The 12,958-nt window shown below is 58.1% G+C and carries 16 protein-coding genes and 1 tRNA gene; 4 read left to right on the forward strand and 13 right to left on the reverse strand.

Features of this window, described 5'->3' with window-relative positions; all coding sequences use genetic code 11:
• Positions 1-5: 5 nt before the first annotated feature.
• The 8 genes from Q0864_RS08265 to Q0864_RS08300 all read right to left on the reverse strand — a co-directional run bounded on the left by Q0864_RS08265 (position 6) and on the right by Q0864_RS08300 (position 5,677).
• Positions 6-893 carry an HAD hydrolase-like protein gene (locus tag Q0864_RS08265; protein ID WP_298567865.1) on the reverse strand — a complete coding sequence of 296 codons (888 nt, stop codon included), beginning with the start codon at positions 891-893 and terminating at the stop codon, positions 6-8.
• Between the two features lie 2 nt (positions 894-895).
• Complete coding sequence (gene phnE / locus Q0864_RS08270) at positions 896-1,711, reverse strand: phosphonate ABC transporter, permease protein PhnE (RefSeq protein ID WP_298567867.1); 816 nt, start codon at positions 1,709-1,711, stop codon at positions 896-898.
• The gene (phnE, locus tag Q0864_RS08275) at positions 1,711-2,523 is read right to left on the reverse strand and encodes a phosphonate ABC transporter, permease protein PhnE (RefSeq protein ID WP_298567869.1); all 813 of its coding nucleotides are present in this window, start codon (positions 2,521-2,523) and stop codon (positions 1,711-1,713) included. The genes phnE (Q0864_RS08270) and phnE (Q0864_RS08275) overlap by 1 nt, the downstream gene beginning before the upstream one ends.
• Positions 2,520-3,323, reverse strand: a complete 804-nt coding sequence (gene phnC, locus Q0864_RS08280; protein WP_298567871.1) for a phosphonate ABC transporter ATP-binding protein — start codon at positions 3,321-3,323, stop codon at positions 2,520-2,522. The genes phnE (Q0864_RS08275) and phnC overlap by 4 nt, the downstream gene beginning before the upstream one ends.
• Positions 3,324-3,389: 66 nt before the next feature.
• The gene (gene phnD, locus Q0864_RS08285; RefSeq protein ID WP_298567873.1) at positions 3,390-4,364 is read right to left on the reverse strand and encodes a phosphate/phosphite/phosphonate ABC transporter substrate-binding protein; all 975 of its coding nucleotides are present in this window, start codon (positions 4,362-4,364) and stop codon (positions 3,390-3,392) included.
• A 71-nt stretch (positions 4,365-4,435) separates the two neighbouring features.
• Positions 4,436-5,092, reverse strand: a complete 657-nt coding sequence (gene gph / locus Q0864_RS08290) for a phosphoglycolate phosphatase (protein WP_298567877.1) — start codon at positions 5,090-5,092, stop codon at positions 4,436-4,438.
• A gap of 99 nt (positions 5,093-5,191) precedes the next feature.
• Positions 5,192-5,267, reverse strand: a tRNA-Ala gene (locus Q0864_RS08295).
• 86 nt (positions 5,268-5,353) lie between these two features.
• Positions 5,354-5,677: a TIGR02300 family protein gene (locus Q0864_RS08300; RefSeq protein ID WP_298567880.1), complete on the reverse strand. Its 324-nt coding sequence runs from the start codon at positions 5,675-5,677 to the stop codon at positions 5,354-5,356.
• Positions 5,678-5,805: 128 nt separating this feature from the next.
• On the opposite strand from Q0864_RS08300, the gene Q0864_RS08305 reads away from it, so the two are divergent.
• Both Q0864_RS08305 and Q0864_RS08310 read left to right on the forward strand, forming a co-directional pair.
• Positions 5,806-6,537, forward strand: coding sequence for a SprT family zinc-dependent metalloprotease (locus Q0864_RS08305; RefSeq protein WP_298567883.1), 732 nt, complete (start codon positions 5,806-5,808; stop codon positions 6,535-6,537).
• A gap of 48 nt (positions 6,538-6,585) precedes the next feature.
• Positions 6,586-7,236, forward strand: coding sequence for a GntR family transcriptional regulator (locus tag Q0864_RS08310; RefSeq protein ID WP_298567885.1), 651 nt, complete (start codon positions 6,586-6,588; stop codon positions 7,234-7,236).
• A gap of 16 nt (positions 7,237-7,252) precedes the next feature.
• Here the strand turns inward: Q0864_RS08310 and Q0864_RS08315 are convergent, their stop codons facing one another.
• Complete coding sequence (locus Q0864_RS08315; RefSeq protein ID WP_298567887.1) at positions 7,253-7,711, reverse strand: Lrp/AsnC family transcriptional regulator; 459 nt, start codon at positions 7,709-7,711, stop codon at positions 7,253-7,255.
• 146 nt (positions 7,712-7,857) lie between these two features.
• Here Q0864_RS08315 and Q0864_RS08320 point away from each other — a divergent pair, with 146 nt between their 5' ends.
• Both Q0864_RS08320 and Q0864_RS08325 read left to right on the forward strand, forming a co-directional pair.
• Positions 7,858-8,292 (forward strand): universal stress protein, encoded by a 435-nt coding sequence (locus tag Q0864_RS08320; RefSeq protein WP_298567890.1) that lies wholly within the window; start codon positions 7,858-7,860, stop codon positions 8,290-8,292.
• A gap of 21 nt (positions 8,293-8,313) precedes the next feature.
• Entirely contained in the window at positions 8,314-9,858 is a 1,545-nt protein-coding gene (locus Q0864_RS08325) for an alanine/glycine:cation symporter family protein (RefSeq protein ID WP_298567893.1), read from the forward strand.
• A 92-nt stretch (positions 9,859-9,950) separates the two neighbouring features.
• On the opposite strand, the gene Q0864_RS08330 is transcribed toward Q0864_RS08325, so the two are convergent.
• The 4 genes from Q0864_RS08330 to Q0864_RS08345 form a co-directional block, all read right to left on the reverse strand.
• Positions 9,951-10,442, reverse strand: a complete 492-nt coding sequence (locus tag Q0864_RS08330) for a hypothetical protein (protein WP_298567895.1) — start codon at positions 10,440-10,442, stop codon at positions 9,951-9,953.
• Between the two features lie 92 nt (positions 10,443-10,534).
• Complete coding sequence (gene lpdA / locus Q0864_RS08335) at positions 10,535-11,920, reverse strand: dihydrolipoyl dehydrogenase (protein ID WP_298567898.1); 1,386 nt, start codon at positions 11,918-11,920, stop codon at positions 10,535-10,537.
• An 87-nt stretch (positions 11,921-12,007) separates the two neighbouring features.
• Positions 12,008-12,397, reverse strand: a complete 390-nt coding sequence (locus tag Q0864_RS08340) for an MAPEG family protein (RefSeq protein WP_298567900.1) — start codon at positions 12,395-12,397, stop codon at positions 12,008-12,010.
• A complete protein-coding gene (locus Q0864_RS08345) occupies positions 12,394-12,942 on the reverse strand; it encodes a hypothetical protein (protein WP_298567904.1) in 549 nt (182 codons plus the stop codon). Before Q0864_RS08345 ends, Q0864_RS08340 begins: the two co-directional genes overlap by 4 nt.
• Between the last annotated feature and the right edge of the window lie 16 nt (positions 12,943-12,958).

The following is a 12,958-nucleotide window of genomic DNA, read 5'->3' on the forward strand; positions in this document are numbered from 1 at the left end:
ATTGGTCACGGGCGGTCCAGAATATAGTCCGGCTGAATGCCCGATGCTGCGATCGGCCCCTGCACCTCGTGCCCACTGAAAAACCCATACCCGGCAATCAACGCCGAGGCGACGCCAGCAACCTGCGCGCCCAGAATGTCGGTGTGCAAGCTGTCACCCACCATTACTGTGCGGCTGCGATCAACATCGCCCAATTGGGCAAACGCGAGATCATAGATGTTCTGGAACGGCTTGCCGAAAAACTGCGGCGTGACACCGGTTCGGTCTGCAAGCCGATGTGCATAATGCCCCGGCTCAATCGAAAACCCGTGCTCGCGCGGGGCGACGATATCGGGATTGCCCACCAACACAGGGCGCGGGCGGCGGGTCAACGCGGCCTCGAGCAGGTGTTGCGCGTCGTCCGTCCAGTTGGAACTGCCAAGCATCAAGAACCCGTCAACCGCGTTATAGGCTGACGGCCCTGCCCCAAGATAGGTCAAGGTCAGATGATCGGTTCCTTCGCGGCCGAAACTTTCCTGCGCGACCAACCCCCAATGCCGGTCTGGCATCGCGCCAATGGCATGCAGCACGGCCTTGCGGCTGGTGATCACATCCTCGGGCGCAAAGTCATAACCAAGGCGTTTGTATTTCGCCATCAAGGTGGAATGCGGATAGCCCGCTGCGTTTGACACCACCATCACCCGCTTACCAGCCCGCTGCAGATCGGCCACGCGCCCCGGCACGCCGTCGATTGCGGTTTCGCCGATGTTCAGAACCCCAAAGGCATCCAGAAGGAACGTGTCAAAATCTTGGGCCAACGCCTCAAGGTTTGGCAGCGCGCGGCAAGGCGCTGCCCGGTTGGGAGCGGGCAACCTGTGCCGCACCGCCTCGTAAGCGGCGAAGGCTTCGGGCATCCTCAAATGATGGCGCCCCGAACTTTCGCCGACACCCATTCCGAAATGACAACCGCCAGCAAGATCACAAGCAGGATCAGCGACACTTGCGGCCACGCCAACACGTTCAGCGACGACGACAATTGCAGCCCGATGCCCCCGGCACCAACAAGCCCCAGAACCGTGCTTTCGCGGATGTTGATGTCCCACCGGAAGACGGCGATGCCGGCAAAGGCGGGAAGGATTTGCGGCACGATGCCATAGGCCATGATCTGCCAGCGACTTGCGCCGGTTGCGGTGATGGCCTCGACCTGCGTTTCGTCAATCTCTTCGATGGCTTCGTAGAGCAACTTGGCGCAAAACCCGATCGACCGGATCGCGATGGCAACCACGCCTGCAAAGACCCCCGGCCCAATGATTGCGATCAGCAATAGCGCCCAGATCAGCGAGTTGATCGAGCGGGTGGCCACGATGATCAACAACGCGATCGGGCGCACCAGAAATCTGGACGGCGTGGTGTTTCGTGCGGCCGCGAAAGCCACGGGAACCGCCAACACCAGCGCAATGATGGTGCCCAGCGTGGCAATGTTCAACGTATCCCAGATCGGTTTGCCCAGCTGCGTGAAATATTCCCATTTCGGCGGCGTGGCGCGCGTCCAGATGTCGTTTGCAATGCGTGGTGCGTCCCAAACGAAAAACCACGTGGTCGCGTCCGAGATCTGTTGCCAGCAATAGGCGAAGATCGCCACGCCGGTCAGCCAAAGAACCCAGTGAAACAAGCTTTCGCGCCCGGTGCGACGTTGCCAGAGTTTCTGGTCGTTGTAGTCCTGCACAGGCATTACTGCACCCTCGCCCGGATGAGGCCCGATAAGTATTCAAGCGCCATGACAATGATAATGATGATCAGTAGGATCGCGGCGGCGGTATCATATTCGTAGCGATCAAAGGCAGTGTTCAGCGTCGCCCCGATGCCACCGGCCCCGACAAGCCCAAGAATGGCGCTTTCGCGGAAATTGATATCCAGACGATACATCGACAGCCCGATCAGGCGCGGCATGACCTGCGGCTGGACGCCATAGTTGATCCACTGCATCCATTTCGCGCCCGAAGCCTTGATCGCCTCAGCCTGCACACGGTCCATGCTTTCGATATCTTCGGCCAGCAGTTTGGACAGAAAGCCAATGGTGGCGAAGCTAAGCGTCAGAAAGCCTGCGAGCGGCCCGAAGCCGAAGATCGCCACCAGCAAGATTGCCACGATGATTTCCTGAAGCGCGCGCGACACCGCGATGATCCCGCGGCAGATCATATAGATCGGCAAGGGCGCAACATTTCGCGCCGCCCCCAAAGCGATGGGTATGGAAATCGCGATCCCGACCACCGAAGACGCGACGGTCATGATGATGCTCTCTATCATACCGTCCCAGATATCGCCCGATCGCGATGAGAAATCCGGGCTGGTGAACGCCAGCACGAACTGCTTTCCGCGCTCAAGCCCCTCGTAGACGCGTGACCAGTTGATCTCGATGGTCATGAAGGCTGCGATCAGATAGGCGACGAAACCCGCGACCAACACCCAGCGCAGCCAACGGCGCTGGATGAACGGTTGTTTCTTCCAGGGCTTGCCCAGAATCGCTTCGAGTTCCGTGCTCATTGTGCAGCCTCGATGGTGTCGTCGATCTCTTCGTCATCGACTTTCTCGATGGTCGCCTCCCAATCCTCTTCGCCGTAGATCGTCGTCAAAACGTCCGGGGTCAACCCATCGGGGGGGCCGTCAAATTCGACCGCACCGAACCGCAACCCAATAACACGCTGCACGAACATCTGCGCCAATGCCACGTCGTGGATGTTGATAATGGCCGCCAATCCGCGCTCTTTGCAGAGCTCACAGATCAGACGCATGATTTGGCGGGATGTCTTAGGATCAAGCGATGCAGTGGGTTCATCCACCAGCAAAAGGGCCGGGTTCTGGATCAAGGCGCGGCAGATACCAACCCGCTGACGCTGACCACCCGACAACTCGTCGGCGCGCTTATCCGCCATATGGGCCAGACCCACACGGTCCAGCAGGCGAAAGGCCTCGTCCACATCCGATTGTGGGAATTTGCGCAGGAAGCTGCGCCAAAACCCGACATAGCCCAAGCGGCCCGACAGCACGTTTTCCATCACCGTCAGGCGTTCAACAAGTGCGTATTCCTGAAAGATCATGCCCATGCGGCGGCGTTCTTTGCGCAGCGCACCGGCAGACAGACCAGTCAGTTCGGTCCCGGCAAGATACACCTTGCCCGAGGTCGGCTCGACCAGCCTGTTGATACATCTGATCAGTGTGGATTTCCCGGCACCCGACGGGCCAATCAGGGCCAGCACCTGGCCCTCGGGGATCTCAAGATCAACGGCTTTTAGCGCCTGATCCCCGGTCTTGTATGTCTTTACGAGCTTCTCAAGCCGCAGCATGAAAGCCTCCCTGCCCCAGATGTTCTAATTGGAAGGGGCGGACCCGAAAGCCCGCCCCGACAGCGTTTATTCGCAAGCGTAGCTGACACCATTGGCGGCGTCGATCTTGCGGATCACGTCCCAAAATTCCTTATAAGTCATTTCAAGGAACTGGCCTTCGTTCGATTTTTCAAACTCGGCCTGCAACGACGTGCCTTCCCATTCGAAACTGAAGAAGGCGTTTCGGATCTTTTCCTTCAACTCGGGCGTCAGGTTATAAACCGTGCCGAAGCCCGTGGTCGGGAAGGTTTGCGACTTATAGATCACCTTCACATCGTCTTCCTTGATCACATCGCGCTGTATCATGCGCGACTTGACCGAATTGGCGATGGATGCCGCAACATAGTCTTTGTTGGCGACCCCCAGAATCGAGTTGTCATGCTTGCCCGAGTAAACAGGTTCGAAATCGCGTTCGGGCAGCAGGTCGAAATCGCTTTTCAGGATAGCCGAGGGCGCTTTGAAGCCTGAATTCGACGTGGGCGAGGTGAAGGCGAGTTGCTTGCCTTTGATGTCCTCGACCTTTTCGACGCCAGAGCCGGGATAGGTGATGATCTCCATCTCATACCCGAAATTGCCGTCTTTCGAGGCCATGATCGTGAACGGACTGAAGCCCGCACAGTTCACCGCCAGCGGATTAGACCCGGTGTTGAAGCCTGCAATGTGCAGGCGGCCAGACCGCATCGCCTCGATCTGGGCGGCGTTGCTTTGCACCGGGAAGAAGACGACAGGTTTACCTGTCTCGGCCTCCAGATGGGTCAGGAAATCGGACCAGGCTTCCTTGTAGACGGCCGGATCCTCAACAGGCGTGTAGGCAAAAATCAACGTGTCGGGGTCCAGCAACTGGGCCGGATCGGTGGGCGTGTCGGCGATCAGATCTCCATCGACATCGCAAAAGCGGTCGTCCAGATCGCCGCGTGGGCAATCCTGAGCAGCAGCAGGCCCGGCAAGCGACAGGCTGAAGACCAGCGCCGCCCCGGACAAAAGTGTCGTCATAACTTTCATGAAATATCCTCCCTAAGCGACGAGGCTAGAGCGGAAAGATACGTGCAATCAAGAGAATAATATGCGCCGCCTTACCTGCCAAGCAGGTTGGATAGCGTCCAGTCACTGAATTGGTCGCGCGCGTGAAGCTCTGGGATCGGAGCGTGCAGGTAGCCTTGCGAGAACAGGCGAAATGGGACACGTGCGTTGTGCGCCGTAAGGAAATCCACACCACTGTCGCCAACATAAAGCGCGTTCTGCGGCGCCGTATTCAGCTTGGCGATACAGGCCAAAAGCGGCGCTGGGTCAGGCTTTCGCGGCTGGTCAGGCCGGGCGCCGTCGATCGCGGTAAAAAACTGCGACAGGCCAAGCGCTGCGCATATGGCCTTGGCCGGACCATCTGGCTTGTTGGTGCAGATGCCCAGCGGCACCCCTGCGGCACAAAGTTGCTCCAGGCAATTGACGACGCCCGGATAGGGCTTGGTCAAGGTCGTCATATTCGTCTCGTAGGTGTCCAGAAAAACAGCCAGCGCGTGACGGCGTAGATCATCATCATACCCGCCGGTCGCCTCAAGGCTTCGCTCAATCAGCTTTTCGACCCCATTGCCGATAAACGTGATGATGGTGTCCAGATCAAGCGGCGCGCGCCCCAAGTCGTTCAGCATCACATTGGCTGCGGCCTGCAAATCCGGGGCCGAATTTACAAGCGTGCCATCAAGATCAAAGATGATTGCATCAGGTAGGGTCATGATGGCTTTCTAGCCAGTTTTGAGGACGGACACCACTGTTGCGGGCGATCAAAGATCTGACCTCAGAGCACACCGGACAAAGTTCGAGAAAGGAAGAATTGGTGGAGCCTAGCGGGGTCGAACCGCTGACCTCTTGCATGCCATGCAAGCGCTCTACCAACTGAGCTAAGGCCCCATCACGCTGGCGTTGCCGCCGTCGATGCGCGGTATTTATGCAAAGGCGCGTATGGGTTCAACCCAAAAAACGCGCCTTCGCTGTTTTTAGTCTTCGTCGTCGGCTGCGACATCCGCGATGTCATCCAACGACACTTCGTCGTCGTCGTCATCGTCCAGAACATCATCGCCCAGATCGACATCGGCCTCTTCGTCATCTGTTTCCAGAACGGCATCTGCGTCTTCGACCAGATCGTCCTTCATCGTGGCTTTGTCTTCCTTGTCGGCAACCATCGTGCGCGACACCTTTCCGGTTTCAAGGTTCACAACCTCGCCCGTATACGGGCTGACCACCGGATCGGCGTTCAGGTCGTAGAACCGCTTACCGGTCGTCGGGCAGACGCGTTTGACGCCCCATTCTTCCTTGGGCATGTTAAACCCTTTCCGTTCAGTCTGAGTCATGAGAGATTTGCCGCCAACTGCCACATGTGCGCAAGGGTGTCAAAGGCTTTTCCATTCATGGGATGTTCGGGCCGCACCTGTAACGGAAAAGGAGCAGCATGTTCTGGTCGAAAAAGACAGATAAGCTTGTCCAAAGCGAACACCTGACCCTGGAGGGGCAGCCATCGGTCTGCGTGTTGTTGCGGCCGTCTTCGCGTGCGCGCCGTTTGTCTTTGCGTGTCTCGAAACTGGACGGGCGGGTAACCTTGACGGTGCCGCATGGGGCATCCCGGCGCGAGGCGGAGACCTTTGCGCGCGACCGTGCCGCATGGATCCGCGAACACTTGCTGAACACCTTGCCCGAACTGCGCCCGACCCTCGGCGATAGCATTCCGTTTCAAGGCAAGCTTCATCCTTTAGTGGGCGATGACCGACGGGCGGCGCGCATCGTGGACGGGCGCATTCTGTTGCCCCATGGCGACCCAAACCAGATCGGCGTGCGGCTTGAGGCCTTGCTGAAGCGAGAGGCCCGCGACAGGCTGGCCGCAGCCAGTGATCACTACGCCGAGCGCGTCGGGCGCAGCTTCGGGCGGATATCGTTGCGCGACACACGCTCGCGCTGGGGGTCATGCAGCTCTCAGGGCAATCTGATGTATTCATGGCGGCTGGTGATGGCGCCCGCCTCGGTGCTGGACTATGTGGCCGCGCACGAAGTGGCGCATCTGGTGCACATGGACCATTCACCCCGGTTCTGGGCACAGGTTGAAGCGATCTGCCCGGACTACCGGGCGCCGCGCGCGTGGCTGCGGGCCAACGGCACAGAGTTGCACCGCTATCGGTTTCGAAGCTGAACTTCGACACATATTGACCTTGAATGGATTTGTGATCACAATCGCGCCATGCAGGCACACCCTCGGCAACAGTCGGATACCACCAGCGCCCATGAACGGGTGTATCGCAGCCTGCGATCACGCATCATGCACGGCGAGCTGGATCCGGGTCAAAGCCTGACCATTCGGGGCATCGGCAAGGCCTATGATGTCTCGATGACACCGGCCCGCGAAGCGGTGCGCCGGCTGGCCGCTGAAGGCGCGTTGACGCTGTCCAGCTCAGGTCGGGTGTCGGCGCCTGATCTGACCTCTGAGCGGATCGAGGAACTTGCGGCCCTGCGCGCCTTGCTGGAACCCGAGTTGGCCTCGCGCGCCCTGCCTCGCGCCCACATGGCACTTATCGACCGGCTGCGCGCGATCAATGCGCGGGTGTCGGAAAGCGTCGCCAAACAGGATTCGGTTGGCTATCTGCGCACCAATCTGGAATTTCACCGCACGCTGTATCTGAGGGCGCAGGCGCCCGCGATTCTGGCCATGGCCGAAACGGTTTGGCTGCAGTTGGGGCCGACAATGCGGGTGCTTTATGCCACCCGGCAACGCACAGATTTGCAGACGCACCACAGAATGATCCTGGCCGCATTGGCCGCCGGGGATGAACCAGCTTTGCGTTTGGCGGTCCGAACGGACGTGACCCAAGGGTTGAAAATGCTGGTCAGCTAGCGCAGGTCGTCGCTGACTAAACGTCCAGATGGAAACCCCGAAATTCCTTCACGGTTGACAGGCTGAGCAGCGTTTTCATCTGCGCGAATGACGGGATCGAGGACAAACGTTCACGGTAGAGCTTTTCGTAATCTTCAGTGTTTTTGGCCGCGACCCTGAGCAGATAGTCGAACTCTCCCGAGATCAAATGGCATTCCAGCACCTCTGGCATCTCCTTGATCGCGGCCTCAAACGCCTGAATGTCCTCGCGCCGCTGACTGACCAGTTTGGCTTCGATAAACACCTGTATTTCCAACCCGATGGCTTTGCGATTCAGGCGCGCTGCATAGTTAGTGATCATCCCGTCCGCTTCCAGCAATTTGACCCTTCGGTGACAGGCTGAAATGGACAATCCGACCTGATCAGACAGTTTGGCCATCGAAATCGCCCCGTCTTTCTGCAAGACGGAAAGAATACGTGTGTCCAGCTTATCCATCGTAATTTTTCCTAATTTTTTTGGCCTGATCGTAGTTTTTGCGCAATTTATCCCAATCCGCAAGAAATAAGGGAACCTTTTCAAGTCCCGTGCTGATACGCTAAAGTTACTTAACACGTGACAAATTCACCCAAGGGAGGAAGAAAATGTCCAACAAAATCGTCGTCGGGTACGATGGCAGCGAAAGCGCGCATGCGACGCTAGATTTCGCGGTCGGACTGGCAAAAGCACAAGGTGCCAGTATCGTTGTCGCCCATGTGCTGGAATGGTCGCCCTATTCATTCCTGACACCAAACGAGCTGGAAGAACGCCACAAAAGACGTGGTGAAGAGCTTGATCGCGCTGAAAAAGCCATTTTGGGACCGGTCATGAAAAAGCTGGAAAACAGCGGCGTCCCGGTGACCAAAGCGCTGCGCTACGGCGGCATTGCCGACACCTTGTGTGACATCGTCAAGGCAGAAGGCGCTTCGCAAGTGGTCGTCGGACGGACGGGCAACTCTGGCTTGTCGTCTCGAATCTTCGGGTCGGTTGCGGGCAGTTTGGCTCAGATCTCGCCTGTGCCAGTGACAATTGTTCCATAAAAAAAGCGAACAGGGATAGTTATGAATAGAACACTAAAGGCAGCGGCGATCGCCGCACCGGCCGTTCTGGCAGCGACAGCGCCTGCACTGGCCCAATCCATCGACCAAAAGGTCAACGAAATCTTCGCGAACTCGACCGGATGGTTTGTGAACCTGATCTTCAGCCCGTTTCCCGGAACATCCTTCCCGTGGATCGTCGCTTGGCTGGTGATCGCAGCCACCATCTTTACGCTTTACTTCGGATTTATCCAGTTCCGTGCGTTTCCGCATTCAATCTCGCTGGTCAAGGGCGACTACTCCGACCCAGATGACGCAGGCGAGGTGAGCCACTTTCAGGCACTCGCAACCGCCTTGTCGGGCACGGTCGGGCTGGGCAACATCGCAGGTGTCGCCGTGGCCGTCGGCATCGGCGGGCCAGGTGCCACGTTCTGGATGATCCTTGCGGGTCTGATGGGCATGGCCTCCAAGTTCACCGAATGTACGCTTGGTGTGAAATACCGCAACGAATACGAAGACGGCACCGTGTCCGGCGGCCCGATGTATTACATGACCAAGGGTTTCACCGAACGTGGCCTGCCTGCGGGCAAGTTCATGGCGGTGTTGTTCTCGATCTTCTGTATTCTTGGTGCGCTGGGCGGTGGAAACATGTTCCAAGCCAATCAGGCACATGCGCAGATCACCAACGTGGTCGGAGACTTCCCAGGCTGGATCACCGGCATCGTCTTTGCCGCGATCGTTTTCGCGGTCATCATTGGCGGACTGAAATCCATCGCCAGCGTGACCGAGAAGGTCGTGCCCTTCATGGGTGTTCTTTATGTGTTGACCGCGTTGGTCATCCTTTTGATGAACGCCAACATGATCGGCTGGGCGTTCGGTCAGATCTTCGCAGGTGCCTTCACCGGACTTGGCGTTGCTGGCGGTATGGTTGGCGCTCTGATCCAGGGTTTCAAACGGGCCGCGTTTTCGAACGAGGCGGGTGTTGGGTCGGCTGCGATTGCCCACTCGGCGGTGCGGACCAAGGAACCAATCACCGAGGGTTTTGTGTCCTTGCTTGAGCCGTTCATCGACACCGTCGTGATCTGCACCATGACCGCGCTTGTGATCATCATCACGGGCCAGTTGGTCAGCGACCCTGCAACGGGCCTGTATCTGCTGGACGAAGGCGGCGCGACCATCCAGACCATTGATGGCAACAAAGGTGTGGCCCTGACCTCGGCGGCGTTCTCGTCATCCTTTGGTTGGTTCAAATACGTCCTTGCCATCGCGGTGATCCTGTTCGCATTCTCGACCATGATCAGCTGGTCCTACTATGGCCTTAAGGCGTGGACCTTTCTGTTCGGCGAAGGCCACACGAAAGAGATCGTGTTCAAGGTGATTTTCTGCATCTTCGTGGTGATCGGTGCTTCGGCCAATCTTGGCCCGGTGATCGACTTCTCGGACGCGGCAATCTTTGCCATGGCGGTCGTAAACATCGTGGCGCTTTATTTCCTGATGCCGATCGTGAAAGGCGAACTCGACAGCTATCTGTCACGCCTCAAATCGGGTGAAATTCGGAAATTCGAATGATCACCTCCTGATCGTTCAATCTGCTAGAAAAACCAGAGCCTCCGGCCCCGCCGGTGGCTCTTTCTTTTGAAGACCGCGCGCTTTCGCATGCTTCAACCGGCTGAGAAGCTATAATAGTCCATCAGGTGTTGCTGATAGTCCCGGCGAGCGACTGTCACGCCGCTATGGGCCACAGCCGCCGTCGCCTTGGTCCAGAACCCCAATGCAGGGGTGTTTTCAACCAACACCCGCACCTGCCATTGTCCTGGATGGCACCTGACAGTCTGGTGAAACGCCTCGATGCCGACCGCCTTACCGCGAAAGGCGCGCAGGGTGAAAAACTGACCCATATCGAAGATCGCGTCGTCATCCGTTGCCACCCGCACCAGCGAAAACCCCGCAATTTGGTCGTCGGCATAGATGAAATAGGGCCAGTGGTCATCTCGCGCCCAATACGGTGTCAGCAAATCCTGCGGATAGGCAAACAACCCATTCGCACCCACCGGCCAGCGCATGAATTGGGACATATCATGCAGGTAAAGCTGGAACAGTCGCTCAAACGCCGAACGTTGGGCCTGTTCGATCGGCCTTAGGGAAATGGTCATACTAGTCGCCTTTCGGTTTCATCACGTGCAACACGCCAATGAAAAGGCACGCCCGAAAGCGTGCCTTAAAGTCCACCGTCCGTATCGCGGCCTTAGGCGTGGATCGCGCCATCGCCGCAGGCCAGCGCCGCTTCGCGCACTGCTTCCGAGAAGGTCGGGTGGGCGTGGCAGGTGCGGGCCAGATCCTCGGCCGAGCCGCCGAATTCCATCAGCACGCAAGCCTCGTGGATCAATTCGCCCGCTGCGGGGCCCATGATGTGGACACCCAGAACGCGGTCGGTGTCTTTATCGGCCAAGATTTTCACGAAACCCTCGCCTTGGAACACGGCTTTCGCACGACCATTGCCCATGAAGCTGAACTTGCCGACCTTATAGGCGCGGCCTTCTTTCTTCAGCTCTTCTTCGGTCTTGCCGACAGAGGCAACTTCCGGCGCGGTATAGACCACCCCCGGAATAACATCGTAATTCACGTGACCGGCCTGACCTGCGATGGCTTCTGCGGCGGCCATGCCTTCATCTTCGGCCTTGTGGGCCAGCATCGGGCCTTCGATGACGTCGCCAATGGCCCAGACGCCCGGTACCGAGGTTTTCCAATGGTCGGTCGCGATCTGACCCCGTTCGGTCATTTTCACGCCCAGCGCGTCCAATCCCAAACCTTCGACATACGGACGGCGTCCGGTGGCAACCAGCACCACATCCGCGTCAATCGCGTGTTCGCTGTCATCCTTGTGCAGCTTGTAGTTCACGGTCGCCTTGGTTTTCTTGGCATCCACATTCTGAACAGCCGCACCCATGATAAAGCTCAGCCCCTGCTTTTTCAGCGCGCGCTGGAAGGTCTTGGCAAGGTCGCTGTCCATCCCCGGCGTGATCGCGTCAAGGAATTCAACGACCGTCACCTCGGCGCCCAGACGTGCATAGACCGACCCCATTTCCAGCCCGATCACACCTGCGCCGATCACAACCATTTTCTTTGGAACCTTCGGCAACTCAAGCGCCCCAGTGGAGGTCACGACGACCTTCTCGTCCACCTCGACGCCCGGCAGGGTCGACGGCTCGGACCCGGAGGCAATCACGATGTTCTTCGCGTTGTGGACGTCGTCACCCACCTTGACCTGACCGGCGGCGGGGATCGACGCCCAGCCCTTGATCCAGTCGACCTTGTTTTTCTTGAACAGGAACTCGATGCCCTTGGTGTTCTGACCGATGACGTCATCCTTATAGGCCAGCATCTGCTTCCAATCGACCGAGGGGGATTTCCCCTTCAGGCCCATCTTGGCGAAGTTGTGCTCGGCCTCGTGCAGGCTGTGGGAGGCGTGAAGCAGCGCCTTGGACGGGATGCAGCCGACGTTCAGACAGGTGCCGCCCAGCGTCTCGCGCCCTTCGACACAGGCGGTTTTCAGGCCAAGTTGAGCGCACCGGATCGCGCAGACATAGCCGCCCGGGCCACCGCCGATGATGATTACGTCATAGTCTGCCATGTGTCTCGTTCCTTTCATTTGGGGTCTGGGCGCGGCGCATGTCCGCCATCGTCCCGCTCACCCCGGAGCATTCTTGCCTAGTGATATTCATATGAGCGCCGAGATCAACATCACGGTCGTCGCGATGAAACCCACGAACCAGATCAGCGAACGCCAAGGCGACCAGCCAAACAGGTATGCGGGAAGATACAAAAGCCGCGCGCCCAGATAGACATAGGCGCATGTTGCGGTCGTCGCCGTGGACTGACCCGATAGCGAGACCACAACCACGGCGGCGGTGAACAGGATCAACCCTTCGAAATGGTTGTTCATCGCCCGCTGCGCACGCCCCGCCTTGCCCGTCAGCTCCCGCGGCTTGTCACGGGGCGAGGCCGCGTATTTCGACCCCACCTGCATCTGCCCCAGCACGGAGTAGATGCAGAACTGGACCACTTGCAACAGGCCTGCGAGGGCGAGGATGGTGAGTTCGGGGGTCATGATACGGATTCTGCTTCGTCGCTAAGCGACTGAGTAATATCGGACAGCACAGTGCGTCCGACCAAGAACGCAAGTGCAGCGATCAAGAACACCAGAATTATCGTAAAGACGCCGTTGACGGCTTCGACCGGGTTAAAGATCCCCCAAATCAAGAATGCTGTTTGCATTACGATTGCAGATCCAAGAATGCCGCAGGTGATATCAAGTCGCAAATCCAGCGAGAGCAGCCTTCCAGCCTGCTCTTTGTTGTCGCTGAACACCAATCTGTTCACCGACTTGCGAATGTCGTTCTGCGATTTGCGCAGCATTTTCCAGAAAGACCACCGCCCGAACTGAACTAAGCATTCCCCAATAAAAACAGTGATTACAAGGCTGAACGCAAAGTAATAAAACCCACTTATGGGGGCGTCGGACAAAAGAGTCGTATAACTGCTCGTAACGCCCGTTCCGCCGTCTTCGTCCACGTAGACCAGCATGCCCAATGGGCCACTTCCGAAGCCCATCAGGATCGCTGTTCTAGGGACAGAGCCGGGGATGTTCAGCACCTTGTCGGCTCCTTAC

Origin of the sequence: uncultured Aliiroseovarius sp., from assembly GCF_947497285.1 — a bacterium.
Classification (GTDB): domain Bacteria; phylum Pseudomonadota; class Alphaproteobacteria; order Rhodobacterales; family Rhodobacteraceae; genus Aliiroseovarius.

Excerpts from the sequence above, each read along its gene's own strand:
- Q0864_RS08265 (WP_298567865.1), bottom strand. The coding sequence starts at position 893 with ATGCCCGAAGCCTTCGCCGCTTACGAGGCGGTGCGGCACAGGTTGCCC.
- phnE (WP_298567867.1), bottom strand. The coding sequence starts at position 1,711 with ATGCCTGTGCAGGACTACAACGACCAGAAACTCTGGCAACGTCGCACC.
- phnE (WP_298567869.1), bottom strand. The coding sequence starts at position 2,523 with ATGAGCACGGAACTCGAAGCGATTCTGGGCAAGCCCTGGAAGAAACAA.
- phnC (WP_298567871.1), bottom strand. The coding sequence starts at position 3,323 with ATGCTGCGGCTTGAGAAGCTCGTAAAGACATACAAGACCGGGGATCAG.
- phnD (WP_298567873.1), bottom strand. The coding sequence starts at position 4,364 with ATGAAAGTTATGACGACACTTTTGTCCGGGGCGGCGCTGGTCTTCAGC.
- gph (WP_298567877.1), bottom strand. The coding sequence starts at position 5,092 with ATGACCCTACCTGATGCAATCATCTTTGATCTTGATGGCACGCTTGTA.
- Q0864_RS08300 (WP_298567880.1), bottom strand. The coding sequence starts at position 5,677 with ATGCCCAAGGAAGAATGGGGCGTCAAACGCGTCTGCCCGACGACCGGT.
- Q0864_RS08305 (WP_298567883.1), top strand. The coding sequence starts at position 5,806 with ATGTTCTGGTCGAAAAAGACAGATAAGCTTGTCCAAAGCGAACACCTG.
- Q0864_RS08310 (WP_298567885.1), top strand. The coding sequence starts at position 6,586 with ATGCAGGCACACCCTCGGCAACAGTCGGATACCACCAGCGCCCATGAA.
- Q0864_RS08315 (WP_298567887.1), bottom strand. The coding sequence starts at position 7,711 with ATGGATAAGCTGGACACACGTATTCTTTCCGTCTTGCAGAAAGACGGG.
- Q0864_RS08320 (WP_298567890.1), top strand. The coding sequence starts at position 7,858 with ATGTCCAACAAAATCGTCGTCGGGTACGATGGCAGCGAAAGCGCGCAT.
- Q0864_RS08325 (WP_298567893.1), top strand. The coding sequence starts at position 8,314 with ATGAATAGAACACTAAAGGCAGCGGCGATCGCCGCACCGGCCGTTCTG.
- Q0864_RS08330 (WP_298567895.1), bottom strand. The coding sequence starts at position 10,442 with ATGACCATTTCCCTAAGGCCGATCGAACAGGCCCAACGTTCGGCGTTT.
- lpdA (WP_298567898.1), bottom strand. The coding sequence starts at position 11,920 with ATGGCAGACTATGACGTAATCATCATCGGCGGTGGCCCGGGCGGCTAT.
- Q0864_RS08340 (WP_298567900.1), bottom strand. The coding sequence starts at position 12,397 with ATGACCCCCGAACTCACCATCCTCGCCCTCGCAGGCCTGTTGCAAGTG.